This window comes from Mesorhizobium sp. P2_C5_2, from assembly GCF_056404535.1.
The window spans coordinates 81,468-104,266 of record NZ_JBFUDV010000006.1 but is presented as its reverse complement, the minus strand read 5'-3'; the positions used below and the strand labels follow the sequence as shown (position 1 = coordinate 104,266).

The 22,799-nt window shown below is 59.0% G+C and carries 17 protein-coding genes; 7 read left to right on the top strand and 10 right to left on the bottom strand.

What is annotated here, in order from left to right; genetic code table 11:
* Positions 1-10: 10 nt before the first annotated feature.
* The 6 genes from AC1D1B_RS24200 to AC1D1B_RS24175 all read right to left on the bottom strand — a co-directional run bounded on the left by AC1D1B_RS24200 (position 11) and on the right by AC1D1B_RS24175 (position 8,190).
* The gene (locus AC1D1B_RS24200) at positions 11-1,384 is read right to left on the bottom strand and encodes a polysaccharide biosynthesis/export family protein (protein WP_477335064.1); all 1,374 of its coding nucleotides are present in this window, start codon (positions 1,382-1,384) and stop codon (positions 11-13) included.
* Positions 1,385-1,516: 132 nt separating this feature from the next.
* Entirely contained in the window at positions 1,517-2,737 is a 1,221-nt protein-coding gene (locus AC1D1B_RS24195) for a glycosyltransferase (RefSeq protein ID WP_477335062.1), read from the bottom strand.
* A gap of 68 nt (positions 2,738-2,805) precedes the next feature.
* A complete protein-coding gene (locus AC1D1B_RS24190) occupies positions 2,806-3,249 on the bottom strand; it encodes a GFA family protein (RefSeq protein WP_477335060.1) in 444 nt (147 codons plus the stop codon).
* Positions 3,250-3,507: 258 nt separating this feature from the next.
* The gene (locus AC1D1B_RS24185; RefSeq protein ID WP_477335059.1) at positions 3,508-5,139 is read right to left on the bottom strand and encodes a hypothetical protein; all 1,632 of its coding nucleotides are present in this window, start codon (positions 5,137-5,139) and stop codon (positions 3,508-3,510) included.
* 375 nt (positions 5,140-5,514) lie between these two features.
* Positions 5,515-6,078: a transcription termination/antitermination protein NusG gene (nusG, locus tag AC1D1B_RS24180; protein ID WP_477335057.1), complete on the bottom strand. Its 564-nt coding sequence runs from the start codon at positions 6,076-6,078 to the stop codon at positions 5,515-5,517.
* A 15-nt stretch (positions 6,079-6,093) separates the two neighbouring features.
* Positions 6,094-8,190 carry a GumC family protein gene (locus tag AC1D1B_RS24175; protein WP_477335055.1) on the bottom strand — a complete coding sequence of 699 codons (2,097 nt, stop codon included), beginning with the start codon at positions 8,188-8,190 and terminating at the stop codon, positions 6,094-6,096.
* Between the two features lie 419 nt (positions 8,191-8,609).
* Here AC1D1B_RS24175 and AC1D1B_RS24170 point away from each other — a divergent pair, with 419 nt between their 5' ends.
* The gene (locus AC1D1B_RS24170; protein ID WP_477335053.1) at positions 8,610-9,188 is read left to right on the top strand and encodes a hypothetical protein; all 579 of its coding nucleotides are present in this window, start codon (positions 8,610-8,612) and stop codon (positions 9,186-9,188) included.
* Positions 9,189-9,564: 376 nt separating this feature from the next.
* Complete coding sequence (locus AC1D1B_RS24165; RefSeq protein WP_477335051.1) at positions 9,565-10,272, top strand: Crp/Fnr family transcriptional regulator; 708 nt, start codon at positions 9,565-9,567, stop codon at positions 10,270-10,272.
* A gap of 227 nt (positions 10,273-10,499) precedes the next feature.
* Here AC1D1B_RS24165 and AC1D1B_RS24160 read toward each other — a convergent pair whose 3' ends face one another.
* Both AC1D1B_RS24160 and AC1D1B_RS24155 read right to left on the bottom strand, forming a co-directional pair.
* Positions 10,500-10,667, bottom strand: coding sequence for a hypothetical protein (locus AC1D1B_RS24160; protein WP_181060158.1), 168 nt, complete (start codon positions 10,665-10,667; stop codon positions 10,500-10,502).
* A gap of 453 nt (positions 10,668-11,120) precedes the next feature.
* A complete protein-coding gene (locus tag AC1D1B_RS24155) occupies positions 11,121-12,584 on the bottom strand; it encodes a coiled-coil domain-containing protein (protein ID WP_477335049.1) in 1,464 nt (487 codons plus the stop codon).
* A gap of 342 nt (positions 12,585-12,926) precedes the next feature.
* Between AC1D1B_RS24155 and AC1D1B_RS24150 the strand changes: the two genes are divergently transcribed.
* From AC1D1B_RS24150 to AC1D1B_RS24135, 4 genes are all read left to right on the top strand, one after another.
* Positions 12,927-13,361 (top strand): hypothetical protein, encoded by a 435-nt coding sequence (locus tag AC1D1B_RS24150; RefSeq protein ID WP_477335047.1) that lies wholly within the window; start codon positions 12,927-12,929, stop codon positions 13,359-13,361.
* 501 nt (positions 13,362-13,862) lie between these two features.
* Positions 13,863-15,623 carry a type I secretion system permease/ATPase gene (locus tag AC1D1B_RS24145; RefSeq protein WP_477335045.1) on the top strand — a complete coding sequence of 587 codons (1,761 nt, stop codon included), beginning with the start codon at positions 13,863-13,865 and terminating at the stop codon, positions 15,621-15,623.
* Entirely contained in the window at positions 15,620-16,966 is a 1,347-nt protein-coding gene (locus AC1D1B_RS24140; protein ID WP_477335043.1) for an HlyD family type I secretion periplasmic adaptor subunit, read from the top strand. The genes AC1D1B_RS24145 and AC1D1B_RS24140 overlap by 4 nt, the downstream gene beginning before the upstream one ends.
* Before the next feature lie 1,171 nt (positions 16,967-18,137).
* Entirely contained in the window at positions 18,138-19,907 is a 1,770-nt protein-coding gene (locus AC1D1B_RS24135) for an adenylate/guanylate cyclase domain-containing protein (protein WP_477335041.1), read from the top strand.
* A gap of 217 nt (positions 19,908-20,124) precedes the next feature.
* Here AC1D1B_RS24135 and AC1D1B_RS24130 read toward each other — a convergent pair whose 3' ends face one another.
* Both AC1D1B_RS24130 and AC1D1B_RS24125 read right to left on the bottom strand, forming a co-directional pair.
* The gene (locus AC1D1B_RS24130) at positions 20,125-20,724 is read right to left on the bottom strand and encodes an NADPH-dependent F420 reductase (protein WP_477335039.1); all 600 of its coding nucleotides are present in this window, start codon (positions 20,722-20,724) and stop codon (positions 20,125-20,127) included.
* A gap of 41 nt (positions 20,725-20,765) precedes the next feature.
* On the bottom strand, positions 20,766-21,500 hold the full coding sequence (locus tag AC1D1B_RS24125; RefSeq protein ID WP_477335037.1) for an SDR family NAD(P)-dependent oxidoreductase: 735 nt from the start codon (positions 21,498-21,500) through the stop codon (positions 20,766-20,768).
* A gap of 292 nt (positions 21,501-21,792) precedes the next feature.
* Here AC1D1B_RS24125 and AC1D1B_RS24120 point away from each other — a divergent pair, with 292 nt between their 5' ends.
* The gene (locus tag AC1D1B_RS24120) at positions 21,793-22,689 is read left to right on the top strand and encodes a LysR family transcriptional regulator (protein ID WP_477335035.1); all 897 of its coding nucleotides are present in this window, start codon (positions 21,793-21,795) and stop codon (positions 22,687-22,689) included.
* The last annotated feature ends 110 nt before the right edge of the window (positions 22,690-22,799 follow it).

The following is a 22,799-nucleotide window of genomic DNA, read 5'->3' as shown; positions in this document are numbered from 1 at the left end:
CCCGTTGGTGCTATTGGCCGACAATGCTTGGCTGAAGTGCCGGGCCTTCAGCATTAGGTGCCGCCATTGTTCCGGACGTGTCCGGTGCGTAGAACCCCTTGTTGGCCACGATCGAAACCTCGATGACGTCGCCAGCTCTGACTTCCGTATTTTCATCGGCGACGATGTCGTGGGCGACTTTCTGGTCGCGCCTGAAAATCGAAATCTTCACCGAGCCTTGCAGGTCGTCGAAGGTCCTCTGTTCGCCATATGTGAAGATAAAGAGAAGCTTATCAGCAACATACCTTATCTGACTTTGAATTTTTCCCAGCTCGACCTGCGTATCCTGCGTTTGCGAGATCAAGTCCATTTCATAACTCTGCTTCTTTTTTCTCAGCTCACTCTCCGAGTTCAGCATCGCCTGCCGCGCCTGCTCCTGCTGCAGTTCGGTCTGCGCAAGTTCGGCGCGATAGCTCGTATGGGCTCTTTCCGCCGTCATGACATTCGAGTTGGTTACCAGACCTTTTTCCCGCAGCGACCGGGCAGACTGCAGTTCCTCGAGTTGAAGGTTGGCGGTCTTTTCCCTCTCTTTTCGCGTGGCAGCGACCATATCTGCTTCCTTCCTGGCCCGATCCAGCGAGACTTCGAAGAAGGAAACGTCATCCCGATATGCGGTAAGGCGAGCGTCCAGTTGCGCTTGTTCGGACGCAATGATGTCGGCAATCAAGTGTCCGCCAAACTCGACCGGCGGATCCGCCGGCGCAACGAAGGATTTGTCCGCCCGGCTTTCCGCCTGAAGTCGGGCGAGCCGAACCTTCAGACGATATTCTTCGATCGCCAGACCTGCGCGTGCGCTGCGCAGATCAGCTATTTGCAGGGCCGGCTCCGTGTTTCCCACGACGGTGGCCCGAAAGCCGCCGGCTATGGTGAGCGCATGCCGAACCGTAATTCCGGGTTGAAACGGGTACGATCCGGGATGAGCCACCGTTCCGGAAATAAAGAATGGCCGGTACTGACCGATCTCCACTCTCACGAACGGCTCGAGGATGAGCTTCTGCTGCTGAAATGCACGCTGAATGGCCTGCGAAAGGGCAACGGCGGTGATGCCGCGCGCCTGAATATCACCCAACATGGGAAGTGATATCGAGCCCCGATCATCGACCACGACGTCCAGCGGATAGGATTCCTCGCCAATCACGGATACACGCAGGACGTCACCGGTGTCGAATGTATATCCATCCGCACGGGATGCATCTGCGGTGAGCAGAACAAAGGCAATGGCGAGACCACAAATCATTGCCAGCATGCGGCCGGCTACAGGTTCAAATCCGGGAAAAAGCCGTCGGCCCCAATCCTTCATTCGCAAAGGCTTGGAAGGAAATTGCTGGTCAGCACGCAAACGCATCGCCGTACTCCGGTTGTCTTGCCCGCCGTCAGGACCAATCGACATTCGTCGACCGGAGCGTGACAGCAGGTGTTCGTTAGGTTCGAGCAGTAAGCCTTGGAAATCTGTGCTCCTTCGAAGGAGCAAAAGGGATCAAAATCCGGGCAGTCCTAAGGGTTGCTTGGCGAGGCCATCGCGAATTCGCGTCTCGGTTGGCCTTGCGGATGAAAGGGCTGATTCAAGAACGGATTGATAAATCAACTCGACCCTATCGCACATGGCATCCAGCCCCCAGGATGAAAGGTCGGTGAGTTTCGCGCCATCAGCCAGTCGAGCGCGGCAGTGCTCATTTTGGAGAAGGTCGGCGATCGCAGCCGCTGCGGCGCCAACGTCTTCCCCGGGCGTCACAATTCCATTCACGCCATGCTTCACAACCTCTTCCACTCCTGGCAGATGCGAGACCACACTGGCTCGACCGCCCGCCAGATACTGCATCATGACGCGAGGCAGTCCTTCTCGCATCGACGTCAGCACACACACGTCTGCTAGACTGATCAGCCGCTCAGGCTCGCTATGGTATCCGATCATGCGAATGTTGTTTGCGAACGGGGATCGTTCAATCGCGGATTCAATGGTGGCCCGCGCCGGTCCCTCACCGGCCAGGATCAGTCGCACGTTCGGAATTCGGTCGACGACTTGCCCGAACGATTCAATGAACTCTACATGGCGTTTTCTCGGCTCCAGTGCAGCCAGCATCAGGACCACTGGTGGCTTTGGCTCTCCGACAGCCGTCCCCAGAAGCAGATGGGGGTCTTGCGGCCATTGCGCGTTCGCGAAGCGCGCCAGATCGAAGCCGGAGTGAACGACATGGTGCTGATCGGCGCTGCCCAGATGATTGGCGATGCAAATGTCGCGCATAGCCTGGCTGACATCGATGTAAGCGCGCGTGAACTTCGCGGCCAGGCGTTCGGCACCCAGGAATATCAGCCTCCGCGCGCGGCCCACATGCACGAAAGGCAAAATGTGCACGCCATGGATGATGCAAGGGATATTGGCTTCCCTGGCAGCAAGCCGGCCGACGATACCGGCCTTGCTTTGATGTGTGTGCACGATGTCAGGCCGCCAATCGCGCATAAGGCGAGTGAGTTGCCCGAATGCAGAAATGTCGCGGGATGGTGAAATCGAATTGATGAGTTTTTCCAGAGTCACCACTCTGATGGCTCCGGCAACGGATGCCCGCAACCTCGGGTCATACTCCTCGCCGTGAACCAAAAGCACGTCGTGGCCGTGCCGCGCCTGAGCTAGACAGCAGGCCAATGTGTTCTCTTCGGAACCTGCCCGAAGCAGTCTGGTGAGCACATGAACGATCTTCATTTGCTTATACCTCAGGGACATGAAATCCGGGGCGCATCCGGGTGAAAGGGCGAGCGCAAAATCAGATTTCAGGCGGCCGCATGGACCTCCGACAGCGACCTCGGCGCCGGCACTTCTGCGCTGTTCGCCGTTGGCCGGTCGCGCTCGAACTGTTCGGTGCCGGGCAAGGCATGCAGCCAGGTTTCGCGTCTTGCGGTCCACAATTCATATTCGGGTACGAGATCGGTCGGCGCGACGTCGAGGCTGCCGATCATCACCTCGGCCTCATTGTCGTCGACCCGGGCGACGCGGCCGCCGCAGGTCGGGCAAAAGCTGCGCTGGCCATAGGAGTTGACGAGGCCAGTCTTCTCGAAGGCCTCGCGCGGCCAGATGGCAAAGGCCGAATAGGCCGAGCCGCTGGCCTTGCGGCAATCCTTGCAATGGCAAAGACCAATGCGGAGCGGCGGACCACGGACCGAGAACTGCACGCCGCCGCACAGGCAACTGCCGGTCCTGCGTATGGTGTCGAACATGGCAACCTCCGTCATCGCGTGGAGCTGCGGGCCGGGTGGGACAGGTGCTCGTCCTAAACAGAGCCATATTGGCTCGTTCGAGTCGGAGCCCCGTGCTGATCCCGGGATGAAACAGGCTCTAGCAACGCGCCGCCATCGAGCGCGAGCGTTCGGCGGTCTTTCCCCCGCCTGGCAGGGAACACCTGTCGATTCGCGATGGCGGAACGCCGTGCGTCAGGGGCTGTTGGGGACTGGCCGATGAGCCGCCCGCCCTGCCTCTCACAAAGACAGCCAGATATGCCTGAACAGTTCGCGGCCGACCGCCTCAATGCCAGCGCTTGCGTCAATGGTTTGGATGGTCTTGTCCTTGGCTCGCAGCTCCGCCATCAGCGACAGCCGCGCATCGAAGGCTTCTTTCCTGATTTCTCCCGGCTTTCGCTGCTCGGAGACGGCAAAATCGGAAACGAGGTGCAAAGTGAGGTGTGGCCGGCATTCCGCCATCTTCTGATAGAGCCTCTGCTCGAGCCGGGCGAGAGCTGACAAGCCAGGGACGGAGAACAGGTGCTGTGGGATGGTTGGCCCGTCCAGATACCCCCTGCCGAGCGCTTGCGGCCACCTGTCGCAAATGACGATCAGGCCGCGCGTCGCCCATCGATGTGCACGTTTCACGACAGCGTATCGCTCAAACGCGATCAAAACTGCCCACAATGCCAATGCGGCGGCAGCAACTCCTCCCTTCGACCAATTTCGGCTAGCGGAATTGTTGCCACCTTGCTGGGCCAAGGACTTAAGGCGGCGTCTATGGGGAAAAACCAGGGTCTGCAACGCCTTGCGAAGCCACCACCCATTGCCGTCTCCGGTTCCGACATATGCTTGCGCACACCCGAATTTCCATCGAAATATCTGTGTCAGCCGATCAACCTGGGTGCTCTTTCCCATGCCATCAGGCCCTATGAGCGCCACTACAAAGCCACCAGCCGCAGGCCGTCTCTTTGGTGGAAATCTGCCGGGCATCAATCGCTGAAGGGATCTCAATGCGAGATACGAGGTCTTGCGGGCCAGATGAACGCCGGCGTCGGCTACTCCGTATCGCCCCGTGAAGCCGCACGTTTCCCGGATTGAACGCCGCAGTCCGGCAAGATCTCCGCGGTGGGCGACGAGGCCGCCGGCGCTTTGCAGAAACCTGCAGCTCGCGATTCTCCCGCCGCCAAGCGTGTATTCCACGACATGCAAGCCTTGCTCGCCTGACGGAAATGGCAGACGTGCAAATTGGTCCTTCCAAGCATCCCCAACGGTGATCCATTGCCTCCACGGCGGCCCCCAGGCCCTAAAGGCGAAGCGTGCAATTGCTATTCGAATCTCATCTTCGGGAGAGACGACCGGGACCGCTACGCCGTCGACACAAATCGTCTCCCATCGCGTAATCGCCGCATAGTCGAATACGGGATAGCGCTTGCGAAACTCCCGGCCGACCCGGACGCCGATATGCATGTCGAGATGGAGATAGCGGCCATGCGAAAAGTCGGGCAGGAACCAGTCCTCTCGGCCGGCGCAGACATTGTCGTAGCAGGACAGGCTCACGCTGCGACAGCCGTGCAGCTTGCTCACGATCGAGCAGAAGGCTGGGTAGTCGTGTTTGTCCAGAAGGACATCCAGATCGTCCCGGCCCGCAAGTCCATACTGCAGGGATGCGAGATCCTGAATTATTCCGTACTTCAGACCGCCCTCATTGAATGCTCGAAACAATTCTGTGGCGATCGGCAGGGGCGGCACCGTCTTGAGGGGCAGGAAGGGGGCGCTTCCGTCGGTTTGTGTAAGACCTGCATCTGCTTTGCTGCCCGACGGGCTTGCGCCAACCACCCTGGCTGGCGCTGGAACACTCGCCCCCGGCGTCAACGCTTCGGTCAGCATGCTTGCCTTGGCCTCTGGAGCCCAGCGACGATACTGTTGCGGCTGCAGACCGTCCCGAGGCGCTCCCGGGTCCGCGGGACGGTGGCTTCCGGGTTTGGATTTCCGTGAAAGTTGCAAGGGGTTTCCCCAGTTGATCGCGTCGAGAGTCAATCGCTCATCGCCGGCAAGTCGTCGAATTGGCGCCACATCCATCCATTGGCGGCTGACTGGTGGGACGTAGCATCCAATGTTCTCAATGCCGGCCTGAAGGCTGGGATGTCGGCTTTTGCAAGCTGCCGCATCGAGGGTGAATTGGGTGCCAATTCGTCCCTCCTTGCCCGATGGTCTCAACATCGTCCGCGCAAAAATCGTTAGGTGAAAGCTAACGCCTAGAATTCAAGCAATTGCAGAAAGTTTATCCCGGTCGATCGTAATTGGAATCGACCGGTTCATAATATCGAGGAGAATTCTGACTGCTCCAGCACTTCCGACATGATCAAGAATGCCAAGCTGATCCGAAAACGGTCCGTCTATTATCCTAACTCTTTGACCCGGCCTCAATAGAATGTCCGGGTGCAAAATACCGTCGTCATCGGTTGCTGAGATCAAAGACTCAATCACACCATATGGCGCCGGTATCGGCATTCCTTTGCTCATCACGAGTTTTCGGACGCCGACGGTCGAGTTGATCGGGTACCAACTCTGCTGATGAACAGCCAGCGAGACGAACAGATAGCAGTCGAAATACGCACTGGAGACGGTTCTGACAATGCGAGCGTGGCGAACGGTTCGTCTTCGCTTGGGCAGATAGGTTTGGAAGTTTTGCGACAACAGGTGCCGCTCCGCCAAGCTCTCCGAATGTTGGTGCGTCTGGACCACGCACCAACGCGCGGCGTCCCCGTCGTGAATTTTTCCTGCCGGCTCAAGAGAGTGAATATGAGATAAGTCAGCGCGCTGCATGGCGAAATATTTTCTCTAGTTGAGATAGTAACTGTCAGAAACGCTACTTTCCAAGGACGTGTAGCGGCCATATTTCGGCATCTTTGGTTCCTCCACCATCGTCAAGGCGATGCCGGCAATCTTGGAACGGCCGCCAAGATGGCGAATTCCTTCGGCAACGGCCTCGCGCGAGGTTTCACGCCACTTCACGACAAAGAGGACTTTGTCGACATACCTCGCCAGGATCGAGGCATCGGCCGCAGGTCCAACAGGTGGTGCGTCAATGATCACCGTGTCGAATCTCCCGCGAAGCTCGTTGAGGACCGAGCGCATTCGCGCGGAAGCAAGAAGGGCAGGCGGGTTCCGGGTCCTTGTGCCGGCAGGGAGGAGGGAAATCCCCGAGCGTTCGTCCCGATGAATTGCGTTTGCAGCCCTCATCGGCAAAGTCAGAACGTCGACCAACCCGACCTTATCCGCCATGCCGAAGAAGGCCGTGGCAGCAGAAAGCCGCAAGTCCGCATCGACGACCAGAACCCGTTCGCCGTCGGCGGCGGCGGAGCAAGCCAGGCTCAATACCAGGGTTGTCTTTCCTTCGCCGGGCATCGCCGATGTCACCAGCATGAGGCGGGGGGATCGGATCAGTTCCGGTGTCGCCTCGATGCCCAGACGAAGCCGCCGCACGGCTTCGCTATACCTGGATAGTGGCCTGCGTTCGAGATAGGCCACAGGCTGGGCTTGCGACTGGCCGTCTCTCGACCAGCCCGACATCCTTGGCATGGACGCAAGAACCGGAACTGCCAACTCGTCCTCTATCTGCTTCTTTGCCATGAAGCCGGAAGCGAAAAGTTCACGAAGAACGGCGCCGGCGCCCCCGACGAAGAGGCCGAGGACAAGTCCCAGGGCCGCAAAAAGAGGCCTGTTCGGGAAGCTCGGCGAATCCGGAACACCCGCGTCGGTGATCACACGCACGCCGCTGTTGAGGAGGGTGGACTTCTCCTCGGTGAGCTTGGCGCGTGACAGGAATGTCTCAAAGAGTTCCTTGTTCGCGGCGGCAATCCTCTCGAGATCGCGCAACTGGACGCCGACCTGACCTTCGATTTCGGACCGGTTGGATACTGAATCCAAGGCTCGAGCCAGAGAAGCTTCCCGGGCCTCTGCGGCATCGACTTCATTCTTCAGATTGCCAATGAGACGCTGTACTTCGGCGGCGATCTGTCCCTCGATGTCGCGGCGCTCTGCCTGAGCCGTCATGACATCCGGATGCCGATCGCCATATTTCAATTTGAGGTCGGCTTCCCGTCGTGTCACTCCAGAGAGCTGAGCACGAAGTGCGCTGATCACCACGGATTGCAGTACGTCCGGTATCGACTGGATGTCGCCTCCGCTAGTCTGCAATTTGTCAACTTGTTGAAATTGTGCCCGTTTCTCCGACAGTTCGGCGCGCGCGGTAATCAACGCGATGTTCAATTCGGACAGCTGCTGGTCAGTCAAACTGCCTGCTGGCGTCGCCAACAAATTGTGATCGATCCGAAACTTCTGGACGGCTTGTTCCGAAACGCTCAGTTCCGCTCGCAGAGATGCGGCCCGCTCACTAAGCCATGTGGACGCTTTCCTGGCCCCTTCGTAGCGAGACCTTACGCGATCAGCGAGATAGGCCTGGGATATTGCGTTCGCCAGGGAGGCTGCTTTTCCCGGTTCGTAAGCGGTCACTGAAATCTCAATAACATCCGCCATCCCGACACGCGAGACTCCGAGCGCGCCTTGCAGCCATCCTAATGCCCCCAACCCGATCTTGGGATCCTCCGTCAGCTTTTCGCTGTCGACGACCTTCTGAAGAAGCGATGCGGATCTCAGAACCGCAATCTGACTTTCGATGAATGTCGAATTGTCGGCAAAATCAGAATTGGAATAATCCTGCGGAGTCATATAGTCGATCGGGGAATCGAGTAAGATTTGTGCAGCCCCTGTATACGATGGCGGAAGCACATAGGCGGCAACCACAAATATGCCGAAGGTGACCGCTGCAATGCTGCACACGAGCTTCCATCGGCGGAGGAAGAAATCAAGAATTTCCCTGACGTCCAGTGGTAGCAACTCTCGGGTTATGATCGGATTATCAGTTGGACTTGCCATCTCCGAATCCTTGCGATCAGCAGCACAACTCCACCCCTCCAGCGTCGGCTGGATTTGCTTCACATCAAAATAATTCGGGCAACCGCCTGTTTAAGCGCAATGAAAACACCTAACAGGGTTGGTCCCCGCTATTCGGCATGTCCAAATCGCTCCCGCCCGACGACCGGCAGCATCGCCGGCCAGTCCGAAACATAACAGCTTCGCGGACATCGTCGCCATTACCATTATTGAGTAGTAAATCGGCTAAAGGTCGATCTGGTCTACCCGACAAGCCTTTCAGACCTTAGGACATTCGCCGGGAAATCTGTCGCTCTTCCGGGAGGTCTAGAACGCCACCACCGACCACGGTCAGGCGCGCAGGAGAACCTACGCTCCCAGGCGCCGAGCAAGCGGCCGGCCTCGTCCAGCGTGAGGTTGATATGGATAGTTACAGTGACGTTGTTCCGAGGCTTGTAGATTGGGCGGTCATCAGGCCGTTGTCCATTCTGATGCTGTCTGCAACCTGGCCGTTGATGCTTCTTCTGAATAAGGGCCGGTTGCTGGTCTACGGAGCCCTTGCCTTTTTTATTGGAGCCGGGGCCTTGATTGTATTCGGCATCGAAAGTCCCGCAGGAGCAGCCGTTGTCGTTTTGGCCTACAGTTTGCTGGTTTCGGTTGCCTTGCTTTCCACCCGGAAGCGACTTGCCCAGATCGAAAACCGCCTTGCATCGGTCATATCGGCACTCGACGACCTCGAGGTGGCCGAAGAAAGATGGCAGACTTACAACGCCAAACGTGCCCTGCGACGCCGGAAGTCGGCAGCCAAGCCAATGGAGCAAATCGTTTCGGCTGGCGCAACGCAGGGTCTCGAAAGAGATACCCGGGTGATCGCCGGCCCGCCTTGGCAAGAATTGCAGGCTCCCGATCCGCGAGTGGGATTGGCTAGTCCGAATTCAGCTCGACCCGCGATACCCGAGGGACTTTCAGAAAAGCGTCAAATAGGGCTGCTATCAAAGTAGCGGTGACGTTCGCTGGGTGCAGCCTAGAAAAGATGTTCGAAAGCGGCGATCCGTGGCCGGCGGAAGTTCCAGGGCAAGTAGCTGGGGCCATTCCGGCAGCTAGAATATAGGAGCCGGCTTCGATCGAGATGACCAGCGTTGGTCGACTTTCATCCCAATGGTTCACACGCTCGCTGCGAGCGGGACGAAAGTGCGCGATCCCCCTGGAAGTCGTTTTGTGCGACGGATCCACCCAAAAGTGGTAAGGCTGTATCCAACAGTGGTAGGCTGCGACGCCATTCGGCTAAAAGGATAGAGGGAACTTTTTGTCCAGTGTATGGTTTGCAGTTCCATGTTGATCGAAGGGGCGATCATGGGGTGGGGCTATTAGGACAAAATGAACTTTTCAAAACAGGCTTTTGGATTGGCGAGGGGACCTACGCTTGCTGACGCGAGTTGGGAAAAGGCGTTCTCTGTACTGCCGGGAGCTGTGCGCCGACGTTATCCAGCGAACACGACGATTGCACGCGCGCATCAGGCCAGATCCCTTATCCTGGTAGTGACTGCGGGATGGGCCGCATTCGTCAAGACATTGCCGAACGGCTCGCGTCTCATCGTCGATTTTGCGCTTCCTCGCGAAATTGCCTTGATTGAGTTTAGCGGAGAAGGGGGCGAGACGGTAACGGCTCTTTCCGATGTGACTGCGATCGAGTTGATCGGTACTGTCCGTACTTGTTTATCGCGCTATCCGCAGGCCATTTGCGAGACTATTCTGCTGGCTGAGGCAAGGCGGTATTCCAGGGTTACGGAACATCTGGCCGGAGTCAGTAGAAGGGGACCTGTGCAACGCACGGCTCACTTTCTTCTTGAACTGGCCTGCCGCGCACATCGATCAGCAACGACCTATCCGGACCGCTTTGAATGCCCGCTGACGCAGGCCGAACTGGCCGACGCCTTGGGGCTTTCGGCTGTGCATGTAAGTCGCGTGTTGAAGGATTTGCGGGAAAGCGGATTGGCTTCATTCCGCAATGGTGTGGTCGAGTTGCACGACCATGCGGGACTTATCAAAACAGCCGGATTTGATCCGTCTTACATTTCGAATTGACGCCAAAGCGCCGTGGGGAACTCGCCCGTCGCTACTGTGAAAGTTCGCCGCTCCGCGAGCATGCGTCGAGATCGCAGTCTCCGCGCACGTTCAATCGGAGCAGGCCATGCCGATGGAATATCATGGCAGGTCCATCGTTCGGCGACTGTCATGGCTGGGCGCGGATCATCGGTCACATTCCGCTGCTGATGCCGTCACGCTAATGGAGCCTTACGGCTCGTCGAATCCTATCCTTGTTCACTGCCGATTTCGACGCTGTGAATCAGGCGATCGCCGGGATGCAGCAGGACGCCGCGAGACCCGCCCCGCCCAAGGATGTACACGCGCTCTTGCGATACGAACTTTGTGCGCTGCTTCTGCGCCTTACCATCCTGCAGGATCAGCACATGGGGCATTGACGTTATCAGCCACCATCACAGCACCATCTCGTTTTGTGACGACGTGGTGATCCTGAGCGGCGGCCGGGTGAAAAAGCAGGCACCTTTCGGCGCCCTGGCATCGCTCAGCATGGACGAGCTTTACCAGCACGAACCGTTCGACTGAGAAGGATCCGGGCCGGCCCGCGATTGCGTCCCGGACGCGTCTGCGGCCTGCCGGCTGAAGGTTCCCGCAAGGGTTCGAATCAGAAGACCAGGGGATTGTCGCTTGCACCTTCCGTGATCGCACCAATGCCCTGCAGTGCTGACGCACGCTACTTTGGCTGCGCGGCGGACCTGTCGACGCGCCTGGCCGGTGCCCCATTGGTTTACTCTCCGGGTGAGGTGCCGGCCTCGGTGGCGCTGTCGTCCTTGCCACCTCTGGAGCGCGTGCGAAGCGACGTCGCGGACACGCTGGAATGAGAAAGCGAGCTACGAAGCGGCGCTGACATTCCTGCGGATGCGCCGCCTGCCCGTTGTCCGTGCTTTCTTCGCCATCAACCCGGCTATCTCGACCCCGTCCTCGCGCGGTCTACCGCTGGTGGCCTTATGGAGCCGCTCGTAGGGCAGCAGTTCCTTGATCCGGGCATTGAGTGACACGATTTCGGCTTTGAGGTCCTCGCACTCCTGCCTCTGGACGTCGAACTGTATCTGTTCGGATGCCTGTTGCAGCGCAAGCTGTGAAAGATTGGCGTTCACCTTCGAAAGACTCATCTTGTCGTTTTCGTTGTCCTGGGTGAGCGCGGACAATCTTTCATCGGCGATTTTCTTTTCGGCCAGGGTGTCGTTCAATTCGCCCTTGAGTCTGGCGATCTCGTTGGCGGCCTCGCTGTTCTCGTTCGACGTTTGCTCCAGTCGCGATTGCAGATTCTGGATCTCCGATCCCAACCCGCGCATTTCCGCCTGACTGCGAGCCAGCTCGGCTTCCTTGTCGCCTTCCATCATGCGGGCCGCTTCGGTTGTTTCCGTCAGCTTCGCCTGTGCGGCCTCAAATGCCTTCTGGAGCCGTATCTCTTCTTTCTCGCTCTTGCCGAGCGCGGCCAGCAGCTCCGCAAGCCGCGCCGCTTCGCTGGCATGGATCGTCGAGAGCTCGTCGAGCCTGTGGCGCGCCTGGGATTCCCGCTTCAGCGCCTTGTCGAGCTCGATCGACAGGCTGACATGCTTTTCCCGCAGCATCTTGCTCTCGCGCAAGCGCCTGTTGGCCTCGACCGTCCTGGCGGTCAGCCGCTTGGCGATGTCGCCGAACTCCGCCTCGCGTTTTGCGCTCGCATTGGCTGTCTCCACAAGTTCCAGCCTTGTCGCGGCAAGCGCTGCACGAAGCGCCTCCCGGTCCTGAACCAGGCTTGTCTCGCGCTGTTGCAGCGCTTCGAATGCGCCTTCACGCTCGCGCAGCTTTCTCACCGCGTCGTGCAGCTTTTCCGACAGCGTCCTTTGTTCGGCGGCCAGACCGGCATTTGCAATCTCCAGCTCGTTGGCGCGAAGAATGTCGTTGTGGAGGATGTTGAGGAATTCGCGCGTCAAATGGTGTGAGGTGCCGATCTCCGACAGCTTGTCGTTGATTTCCTCCAGATAGTTCCTGGCGTCATGGAAGAGCCCTTCAAACGCACTCAATGCCGCCAGTCGGGTCTGGGTATGGGCGGTCAGGCGTGGCGCCGCTTCGGAACTGTCTGCATCGCCCGCACTGTCCGCGTTCTTCGCACTATCGCCATTTGCCGCATCGGCTTGGGGTGGCCCGTCACCAGATCTCGCCGCGGATTCCGGGACATCGTCGCTCTTGGGCGGCATCAGCTCTTCGGCGTCGAGACTTGCATCCAGCGCGTCCGCCAAATCGGTCTGCAGGTCCTGAATTGCTTTGTCTACGTCTTCAGCGCGCTTAATCAGGCCTCTGAAGTTCATGACCGAACTCCCCTTACGCAAACTCCAACAGGAACTTAACGAATTGCTAATATACCCTTACATCCGCTGATTGCGCAGGGGAAGCCCCCCGTTGCCAGGATCTTCGTCCTCGTGATCTGGACCGAATCTCCGGCAGCGGGGCTTGGGCAATTCGCCCATCAGAACGGGTATCACGCCGGCGCAAGTCCATGAGTTAATCAACAGGTGTGGAGGCCGCCGCTCAAATGCAGAGAATTTTACTTCATCCTAGTTCTTTTGCGTTGTGAGCTCATCCAAGTGGTGGAATGGACTGAATGCCATATGAGGTCGTAGCGTTCCTTTTTGCGCAGGCAGGGGAGCCGTATGATACCGTTACAAATCAAAGAGTTGTTGGAAGTTGGGGTATATCGGCGAACCATTAGGGCACTCGACCACGCCTATAACGTCGACCTGGCAAATGCTTGCACGCCTAGGGAGCGGGAACAGGCGGAGTACCGACATTATTGGGAAACGCTGCTATACTATGAACAGATTGCGGAGATAAAAACGCAGCGACTAGTCCGGAAGGCGGATCGCCTCAATATCCCGATTGGCTACGCGGGCGACAAGGACCCAATGTGGAGGAAATCGTCCCAGCTTAACAGCTGGATCCTGACGCCACTTGGTTACTCTGAAGTCCAAAATATGATCCGCCAAGAATGCAAAGACCGCCGACAGCACGCCACCACCTGGGCTGGCGTGATCGTCGGCCCACTCACCCGGCTAGCATCTGTTTGGCTGGTTGCGCGCGGGCAGTAAGCCGTACAGGGGGCGCATGGCCTCCAGGTCTAGCCCAGCATGAAGGCGCATGTCGCTGCCGGGTACGTGGCGCGCCTGTGGCTGAACCAGAGCTCGCCCAGACATCGTATATGGTGGGCTGAAATTCGAATGTCCGAACGCCGGCTTGGAGCAATGCGCCCCAGAAGTAGCGCGAGCTCGATTCAGCCGGCAAGGGAGGCAAAAGTGTCGCGGGCGAGTGCGGGAGCAACTCCGGACAGGACGGTTGGGATCCTCAACACCCTAGCGTCATTGTCTCCGTGGCACTGACGTGAACGCAGCTCCTCTACGGGTGCTATCGCAACGTGATGCTCATGCTTTGTGATCTTCAGCAGAGTCGCAGGGGCTTCACCATGATGTGAGGCCTCAGCTGCGCTGGCTGTCTCACCATGGCTATCAAAAGATGCGCAACCGATAGCGTGACCAACCCGCATGATATATAAAACTTGTCTAATATGATCGCTTGTCCGAGGGCAGTTCGGGATGCCCAATTATTCGAACAGAACGGTGCTATCGAGAAGCGTGGTCGAAATGGGCCTCTTCTCCGCGGTGATGAACACCCTGGTTTTGATTCTGCCCCTCTACATGCTGCAGGTATATGATCGGGTTTTGCCTGCAGCCAATCTGGACACTCTCACCTACCTGACCTTACTTGCGCTTTCGTCGCTCTTGCTCTTCGGAGTGCTCGAAGTCGTTCGCGGGATATACGCGAGCCGGCTCGCCGCGCGGCTCGATGTTGCGTTTGGTGCATCGTCTTTTCTCGCCGCAATGAGCGGCCCCCGAGCTGGGCTCGGCGATGTCCAGGCCTTACGCGACTTGGCCACCCTGCGGGGGTTCATCGCTTCACGAACCATTTTCTTTCTCTTCGACCTTCCCTTCGGGCCGATCTTCGTGGGCCTCCTCTATTTCATCCACCCGTTGCTCTTCCTTGTAACTGTAATCGGAGCGGTTCTCATGGTGTCCATTGCCGTGCTGAATCAGGTCGCGAGTTCGCGGCCCGGCAACGAGGCGGCGGAGAATCTCAGTGCCTCAATGAATTCGGCGCAGGCCTTCGCGCGAAACTTCGAAACGGTCCGTGCACTCGGCATGGTGTCCAACGCGATTGAGTTCTGGGGCGCCCGTTTTTCCGGCTCGCTGCACGCCTCCGATGGGCTCGCTCGCATCAACGCATTTTATGGCGGTGTATCTCGCACCACGCGATCGGTACTGCAAATCGCGATACTGGGCGTCGGCGCTTATCTGGTTCTGCACAACGAGATGACCGCCGGGATGATATTTGCGTCCTCGATGATTTCCGCGCGCGCTTTGCAACCTCTTGATCAAATCGTTGGAAGCTGGCGGCAGATCACCGACGCCAATCTTGCATGGAAGAGGCTTTCGGCTTCCCGATCCGAACCGGACAAGCAGGAAAGCATAGCATTGCCCGTCCCTGAAGGAGCGTTGAGCGCGGATCAGATAGTTTATCATCTTCCTGGATCGGCCGACGGCGCGCTGCCGCTCATAAAGCGGGTAACCTTCGAGGTCCCCGCTGGAGAAACCGTCGCCATCGTCGGCCCGAGCCAGGCCGGAAAATCGACGCTGGCGCGCCTTATCGTCGGTGCCATTCAACCCCGTTCTGGCGCGATCCGCATCGATGGCGGCGATATTCGAAACTGGGATCCCGAGCAGCTCGGCCGGCATATGGGCTACCTTCCGCAGGATGTGGAGCTCTTTCCAGGAACAATCGCCCAGAACATTGCGCGCTTTGAACCGGACGCACCTGACGAAAAGTTAGTCCGGGCGGCCCAACAGGCGCAGGTACATGAGCTCATCCTGGGGCAGAGGAACGGATACTCGACTGTGATCGGGCCCGCTGGCGTTCGCCTCTCAGGCGGTGAGCGTCAACGCATCGGCCTTGCGCGCGCCTTTTACGGCGATCCCAAGATCCTGGTGCTCGATGAGCCCAATGCAAATCTTGACACCTATGGCGAAGCCGCGCTCGAGCGCGCGATCATCCAGGCACGTTCACGAAAAACGACCGTGCTTGTCATCACCCACCGGCCTTCCCTCGCAGCCAAATGCGATCGCATACTTATGCTGCGCAATGGCCAGGTCGAGATCGATGGTTCGACCAAGGCCGTGCTCGACAAACTTGCCGAGCGACAGGGGCAAGCCACATCGCCCGCAGCTTCCCAGTCACGTGACAACGAAGGAGTGGTGCCTTTTCCCGTTACCTACACGCGTGGAGATAAAGGTCGCCAATGACGGTTCGTAGCCAAACCATCCAGACGGGCGCCAATACGTATCGCTGGCAACGTGACGTCGATACACGCACCGATCGGATCACGCTGGCGGGGTATGGAAGCGTGGCCCTTTTCTTGCTCGGCTTCGGATTCTGGGCAGCCACTGCACCGATTGCAGGAGCTACGATCGCGCCAGGCGTGGTAGCAGCAGCAGGGCAAAATGTCATGATCCAGCACCTCGAAGGAGGCGTGGTCAGCAGCATCAAGGTCCGAGAGGGCGACAAGGTCTCAAGAGGCCAGGCCCTGATTGTGCTCGATCCGACGGTAGCGCAGTCCCAGCTCAACCGCGTTCTCAAGCAATGGGTTGCCCAAAAAGCTGACATTGCGCGGCTTGAGGCAGAGCGGGACGGCCTCGAGAAAATTGTCTTGTCCAGCGATCTCGGAGCCTATTCAGACGCTTCCGAATATAGCGATGTCTTCGGAGAGCAAAATAAGGAATTTCAGGCTCGGTTGGCGCGCTATGCCGCAGAACAGGGGATTCTGAAGCAAAGGGTAATGGCCCTCCAGGACGCGATTGTCGGGCTAAGGGCTCAAAAGAAGGCAGCGGAAAATCAAATTGCGATCGTCAACGGGGAGACGGAGCGAAAAAAAGACCTGCTGGAAAAAGGACTCACAAATCGTTCGGAATACACCGATCTTCTGCGTAGCACCGCCGAGTTGGTAGGCCAGGCAGGGTCTCTGGAAGCGCAGATCGCTAGCTCGGCGACGCAGACCGTGGAAGCGCGTCAGCAGATTGAGCGACTCACAACCAGCCGGGTCGAGGACGCCGTTACGGAATTGAACAAAGCCCAGGCACAGGTCGCGGATCTCGAGGAACAAATCAACGCTGGTCGATCGGTTCTGGACCGGACGACCATCCGGGCGCCGGTGGACGGCATCATCGTTAGATCGCTCTACAATTCCCAAGGCAGCGTCATCCGTGCTGGGGAGGTGGTGATGGAGCTTCTGCCGACCACGAACGAGTTCATTGTCGAGGCCAGGATAAAGCCCGAAGATATCGACTCAATCCGGGTGGGGCAGGACGCAAATATGATGTTCACTGCGCTCAACGCGCGTACGACGCCGAAAGTGCCCGGAAAGGTATTCTACATTTCGGCGGACCGGCTGATCACACCCAGCACGGGACTGCCTTACTTCACCGTACGGCTTAAAATGGCCGACAAGTTGCCGCCGCAGATCAAGCCCGAGCAGATCTATCCAGGTATGCCGGTCGAAACATTCATCTCAACCGGCGAGCGAACGTTTCTGGCTTATCTGACCAAGCCCCTGATGGATTCGTTCCAGCGCGCCTTCCGGGAGAGATAGGCCCGTCCTGCCTCCTGGATATCAGAAGTTCAGATATGAGCGGGCGCCGGATTGATCGGCGCCCGCTCCATGCGATTGCCTTCTGCCCGCCGCTGATTATTACCGAAACCCCAGGTCGATACACTGATCGATGCTTTCGAGCGGTCGCTCGCCGCCGCTATGCCGTAGGTTCGGCCGCTGGACTGAGCAAGGTCTGCGATTGCAGGCGGGTCTTGATTTGCCGATCGTCATCGAGCGACGCGGGGGGTAGAAGAAGTCAAATCCCTATCCGTGTGGCGGAACCATGCGGAACGCCACGGGAAGCTTGATGTCCTCCGGGCCCACCATGACCATTGATTTTGCGATGAAAAATGCCCCTATTTGTAGCGGGTGACGGTACTTTTCGAGACGGCAGACACGCCTCGTCGAAAGCCCGAAAAGTGCAAAAATCGTCCGATTGGTCTCGATAGTTGGTGAAATCTCAAAATATTTTTTGCGACGATTTTCCTTTTAAAATCAAAAGCGTAACTTTTTGACGGTTCTGGTGTCGGACTTTATGCGGTTGCGGAAAATATTTGACAGTAATTTCAACGGGTTATATGCTATTTAAACAATCGAGTGGGAGTAGGGGTTGGATTAGTCTGGAGTGCTCCATCGTAGTTTTTCGCAGAAAAAACAACGATTTGCGTCTTGTTCTATTCACCATTGACCTCGCATCATCAACTCAAGTCATCGGCTTCCTAAGTTACTGATTTGTATGAATTTCTGCAAACCAGGGCCGTGTCGGACATAAAGCAGCGGGTCAATCTGACGGTACTTTCGGCGGTATTTTTTCGCGCGGAGTCATGCTCGCGAGAAAAGTACCGTCACCCGCATTCCAGTCTTGACGGTACCTTCTCTCGGCTAGCACTTTGAAATTGTGAGAGAAAGCCGCCTTGGAGTGTTGTTTACGCGCCGACGGTACTTTCGTTCATGCGGTTGAACGTCCGAAAGTGGCCGACAGCGGACCAGCAGCTTTCGGCCTCCGGAAAGCAAGAGCGGACGCGGCGCGACAGGTGCATTGTCTGGAGTTGACCGCCACAAGCCGACATTCTGGTGGGCATGGTTGGCGCGACCCCCAAAGAACCGGAAGAGCGGCCTTGGATCGGTTGATCTGGGCGCATATGATCCCGAGGCCTTGGAGGGGACTCGGATGGAAATCGGCCGCGTCGAGCGCAAGCTCTCGGCGATCCTTGCGGCTGACGTCGCCGGGTACAGTCGGCTGATGGGCGCCGACGAGGAAGGTACCCTCGACCGCTTGAACAGCCATCGCCGTGAGCACGTCGATCCCTGTGTTGCCAGGCATCGCGGCAGGATCGTCAAAACGACGGGCGACGGGCTGTTGGCGGATTTCGCCAGTGTCGTCGATGCGGTGCGCTGCGCTGTCGAGGTGCAGGCCGGTATGGCAGAACGCAATGCCGCCGTTGCAGCCGACGAACGGCTCGAATTCCGGATCGGCATCAATGTCGGCGACATCATCGAACAGGACGGCGACGTCTTCGGCGAGGGGGTCAACATCGCCGCCCGTCTTGAGGGGATCGCGGAGCCGGGCGGGATCTGCGTTTCCGCACGCGTGCAGGAAGATGCCGCGGGAAAGATCGGCGGCCTGCGCTTTGAAGATATGGGCGAGCAGGCGCTGAAGAACATAGCCCGGCCTATCCGCGCCTATCGTTGGAGCCCGGATGGTGCAAAGCAGCTCGGCCCATCGCGTCCGACAGAGCGCCTGCCCGACAGGCCGGCGCTTGCGGTACTGCCGTTCCAGAACATGAGCGGCGACCCGGAGCAGGACTACTTTGCCGACGGCATAGTTGAGGACATCATCACCGCGCTCAGCCGCTTCAAGTCGTTTGCGGTTATCGCCCGCAATTCGAGCTTCGTCTACAAGGGCAAGGCCATCGACGTGCGGCAGGTCGCCAGGGAGCTCGGAGTCCGCTACGTGCTCGAAGGCAGCGTGCGACGCTCCGGCGAGCGGCTGCGCATCACTGCACAGCTCATCGAGACGATAGCCGGGGCGCATCTTTGGGCCGATAGGTTTGATGGTGTCGTCGCAGACGTGTTCGACGTGCAGGACCGCATTGCCGAAAGCGTTATCGGCGTCATCGAGCCGCAGATCCGACAGGCCGAAATCGAACGCTCCCGCAGGCAACGCCCGGAAAGCCTCGATGCTTACGATCTCTACCTGAGAGCGCTGTCGAAGACGTACAGCGCGCGGCCCGAGGACAACGCCGAGGCCTTTGAGCTATTCATGCAGGCAGTCGCGCTCGAACCGCACTACGCGGCGTTCCTCATCGGTGCCTGTTTTGCCCTCGAGTTCCGCATTGCCATGGGCTGGCCCGAGCTTACCGGCGACGACCGGTCCGCTTGTCTCGATCTGGTGCGCCGCGCCCTTGCCGATCCGCGGGGCGATGCGACCGTGCTTGCGCAATGCGGGCTGACGCTGGTGACCATGCGGGAGTACGACCGAGGCATGCAGATCGTCGCCAATGCCGTCGAGGCGAACCCCAACAGCCAGTTTGCGCTGATGGTCGCAGGCATTGCCGAACTCCATTGCGGGGATCTGGAGGACGCACTCACCCATAGCCGGCGCGCGATCCTCATGAGCCCGGGCGACCCTACTGCGCCGTGGCCCATGACCACGATTGCTCATGTGCACATGGCGCGTGGCAACTATGTCGAAGCGCTGAAAGCCGCGGAGCGGTCAATGGCGTTGAACGCAGGCCTCGACCCGACTTACTGGATGCTGATCGCGGCAAATGCACAGCTCGGCCGAATGGATGAAGCACGTCGCTACCTGGCAAAATTTCGGACACTCGCGCCCGACGTTACCATCGCGAGCATCAGGGCAGGACTGCCGGAATACGATCCATCGCGCATGGCAGCGATCCTCGAGGGCTTGCGCATCGCAGGGCTGGAAGAGGGCTAGCCATTGCGCGGACAAGACCCCCGTGGTCGAGGTATGATGCAGCTCCTCGGCGGGGGCGATCGCACACCTCCGAACGTCCATCGCCCATGGCCGCTTTGCGCCGTCAGGCCCACCTCGACATTCGCGACTTTGTGGCTTTCAAATATTCGGTCGCGCGCTGCTCGAAGAAGTTAGCGCGCGACCAGTTCTCGGCGTCGATTACACGGTCGTAGATCGATTACTGCTCCTTCTTGAACAAATCCTGGAAGATGAGCTGGCCCCAAGTGCGGCCGCGTGCGTGCACCAGCGCGCCACCCTCGTTGAGCTTTCCCAGCTTGACGGGTGCGAACCCGAGTTGTTTGGCCAAGGCCGCCACGGGAGCGATCGCATCCTCGTCGTCGCTCGACAGAAAGACGACCCGGTGCCCGCCCTCGACGATCGGATCGGCAGCCAGGGTGGCTGCAATCAAGTGATTGAAGCCTTTCACGAACTTGGCGCCGGTGAACGACTTCGCAACGAAGGCGGAGGACGGGAGGCCGTCCAGTTCTTCAGGGACAGGAAACGCGTTCGTCGCGTCGATGACCGTCTTGCCTTCCCAGCTCGGCAGAGCCGTCGCAACCTCGCGATGCTCCCCGAAAGGGACCGCCAAGATGATCGTGTCGGCCTCGAGTGCTTCCCGCAGCGACTTGGCGACGACTGTAGGTCCAATCGCCCGAGCCTGCGGCGCCAACGCCTCCGGCGGCCGGCGGCTCGCGACGGTCACGTCGATATTTTTACGGGCGAAGGCGTGGGCGAGGGCCTGGCCTATCTTACCGAATCCTACAATCGCATAGCTCATAATACTTCTCCGATCCGTGTTGATATTGATTCCCCGGCCGTTCAGATGGCCGAGAAGCCGCCGTCGACAGACAACTCCACCCCATTCACGAAGCTCGAATCGTCGGAAGCAAGAAACAGCGCGGCCGCCGCAATTTCCTCAGGACGCCCCATCTTTCCCCGCGGGATCAGGGATTCGAACATCTGCTTCGCCTCTTCGGTGAGAACTTGGTCCTGCATCGGTGTGGCGATCGGCCCTGGGTGCAGTACGTTCACCCGGATATTCCTACCCTTCAGTTCGTTGAGCCACCCGCGTGCGAATGCGTGCAACGCCGCCTTGCTGGCCGCATAGACGCTGTAACCAGGAAAACCTTTGATCGAAGCAACTGACCCGGTCATGAAGATCGATCCGCCATCGTTGAACAGCGGCAACGCCTTCTGAACCGTAAACAGCGTGCCGCGCGTATTCAGGCCGAAGGCCGCATCGAAATGCTGCTCGGTAATCTCGCCCAGTGGGACGGCTTCGCCCGTGCCGGCGCTCGCGTACAGGACATCGATCTTGCCCTTTTCCCGCTTGACCGTGTCGAACAGGCGATCGAGGTCGTCGAGATTGGACGCGTCGCCGCGCACGCCGGTCACGTTCCGGCCGATCAGCTTGACGGCCTCGTCGAGCGCCTCCTGCCTTCGACCCGTGATGAAAACATAGGCGCCTTCTTCAACGAACCGCTTGGCGCTCGCCAGCGCCATGCCGCTCGATCCACCCGTGATGACTGCAACCTTGCCGTCTAGCTTTCCCATGACTTTTCCTTTCAGGCTCTGCTTTTGGTCGTTCGGGAAGAACCCCCGAGAGCTTGGAAGTAAGTCTGCTGGGGTCAGGCTTTGAGTGCGGAAACGCGCACATCGGTGGTGCGAAATCGATCCGGCCGGACGACTGACGCCAGCCGTGACGATCGGCGTTCGCCGCTCGGAATTGCGCCGTGCTTGTCGGCATGGGCTATGATAACCGCCCCGCGCCACTCACATACGAGATGCTGTTCGATGTGTTGGACACGGGCATTGGAAGGCGCACCGCACGGTGCGGGATTGCACCATGATCGACTGGGATGACGTTCGCTACTTTCTTGCCGTCGCGCGCGGAGGCTCTGTGCGGGCCGCCGGCGAGCGCCTCGGTGTGAACCACTCGACCGTGCTGCGACGCATCGCACAGCTCGAGGAACGCCTTGGGGCGCAGATGTTCGAAAAGCTGCCTTCGGGCTACCGCCTGACGGCTGCGGGCGAGGAGGTCCTCGAGCTCGCGAACCAGATGGAAGCGTCGTCGCACCAGCTGGAGACGCGCGTCTTCGGGCGCGACCAGAGCGTGCGTGGGCTTCTGCGGGTAACGTTGGCTCCGCCCCTCGCGACACATTTGCTCATGCCGGACTTCGCCGATTTCGCGCGTCTGCATCCCGACATCGAGATGGAAATCCTGTCGTCCGGCGAGCTGGCAAATCTGACCAACCGAGAGGCCGACGTAGCGATCCGCGTCGTCTACGACCGCAAAACCCTGCCGCTCAATCTTCACGGCCTGAAGGGACCGGAGCTGTTCGGCGGCGTCTACATGTCCCGCGATCGACTGGCCGCATGGCGTGCGGGCGCGCCTGACCCCATCCGGTGGATCGTCATAAGCATTCATGGAATTCCGGAATGGGCCAGCGAGGGTGAGGTTCGCACCACGGGGGTTCCATTCAGGACCACGGACGCCGAGGCGCAGATCGTTGCTGTACGGCAAGGGCTCGGGATCACGACACTGCCGTGCTTCGTCGGAGATGCCGACCCCCTACTGGTGAGGGTGCCGGGCACCGACCTGCACATGTACGGAACGCTCTGGCTTCTCACACAGGGGGAGACACGCAAGACGAAGCGCGTGCGGCTGTTCACGGAGTTCGTATCCCGCAGGCTCGCCGCGTACGCTCCGCTTCTCGCGGGGCTGTCCATATCGCGCGATTGACGCCCGGCAGGTCGCCGGCGGGCGCCCAGCCCCTTGCGGCCCAAGACGTTGGAACGCACGCCGCTGGGCCTCGATCCGGGATAGATGACAACCAACAACCCGCGCGACTG

Excerpts from the sequence above, each read along its gene's own strand:
- AC1D1B_RS24165 (WP_477335051.1), top strand. The coding sequence starts at position 9,565 with ATGAACTTTTCAAAACAGGCTTTTGGATTGGCGAGGGGACCTACGCTT.
- nusG (WP_477335057.1), bottom strand. The coding sequence starts at position 6,078 with ATGCAGCGCGCTGACTTATCTCATATTCACTCTCTTGAGCCGGCAGGA.
- AC1D1B_RS24140 (WP_477335043.1), top strand. The coding sequence starts at position 15,620 with ATGACGGTTCGTAGCCAAACCATCCAGACGGGCGCCAATACGTATCGC.
- AC1D1B_RS24160 (WP_181060158.1), bottom strand. The coding sequence starts at position 10,667 with ATGCCCCATGTGCTGATCCTGCAGGATGGTAAGGCGCAGAAGCAGCGC.
- AC1D1B_RS24135 (WP_477335041.1), top strand. The coding sequence starts at position 18,138 with ATGGAAATCGGCCGCGTCGAGCGCAAGCTCTCGGCGATCCTTGCGGCT.
- AC1D1B_RS24145 (WP_477335045.1), top strand. The coding sequence starts at position 13,863 with ATGCCCAATTATTCGAACAGAACGGTGCTATCGAGAAGCGTGGTCGAA.
- AC1D1B_RS24130 (WP_477335039.1), bottom strand. The coding sequence starts at position 20,724 with ATGAGCTATGCGATTGTAGGATTCGGTAAGATAGGCCAGGCCCTCGCC.
- AC1D1B_RS24150 (WP_477335047.1), top strand. The coding sequence starts at position 12,927 with ATGATACCGTTACAAATCAAAGAGTTGTTGGAAGTTGGGGTATATCGG.
- AC1D1B_RS24125 (WP_477335037.1), bottom strand. The coding sequence starts at position 21,500 with ATGGGAAAGCTAGACGGCAAGGTTGCAGTCATCACGGGTGGATCGAGC.
- AC1D1B_RS24190 (WP_477335060.1), bottom strand. The coding sequence starts at position 3,249 with ATGTTCGACACCATACGCAGGACCGGCAGTTGCCTGTGCGGCGGCGTG.
- AC1D1B_RS24170 (WP_477335053.1), top strand. The coding sequence starts at position 8,610 with ATGGATAGTTACAGTGACGTTGTTCCGAGGCTTGTAGATTGGGCGGTC.
- AC1D1B_RS24185 (WP_477335059.1), bottom strand. The coding sequence starts at position 5,139 with ATGCTGACCGAAGCGTTGACGCCGGGGGCGAGTGTTCCAGCGCCAGCC.
- AC1D1B_RS24200 (WP_477335064.1), bottom strand. The coding sequence starts at position 1,384 with ATGCGTTTGCGTGCTGACCAGCAATTTCCTTCCAAGCCTTTGCGAATG.
- AC1D1B_RS24155 (WP_477335049.1), bottom strand. The coding sequence starts at position 12,584 with ATGAACTTCAGAGGCCTGATTAAGCGCGCTGAAGACGTAGACAAAGCA.
- AC1D1B_RS24120 (WP_477335035.1), top strand. The coding sequence starts at position 21,793 with ATGATCGACTGGGATGACGTTCGCTACTTTCTTGCCGTCGCGCGCGGA.
- AC1D1B_RS24195 (WP_477335062.1), bottom strand. The coding sequence starts at position 2,737 with ATGAAGATCGTTCATGTGCTCACCAGACTGCTTCGGGCAGGTTCCGAA.
- AC1D1B_RS24175 (WP_477335055.1), bottom strand. The coding sequence starts at position 8,190 with ATGGCAAGTCCAACTGATAATCCGATCATAACCCGAGAGTTGCTACCA.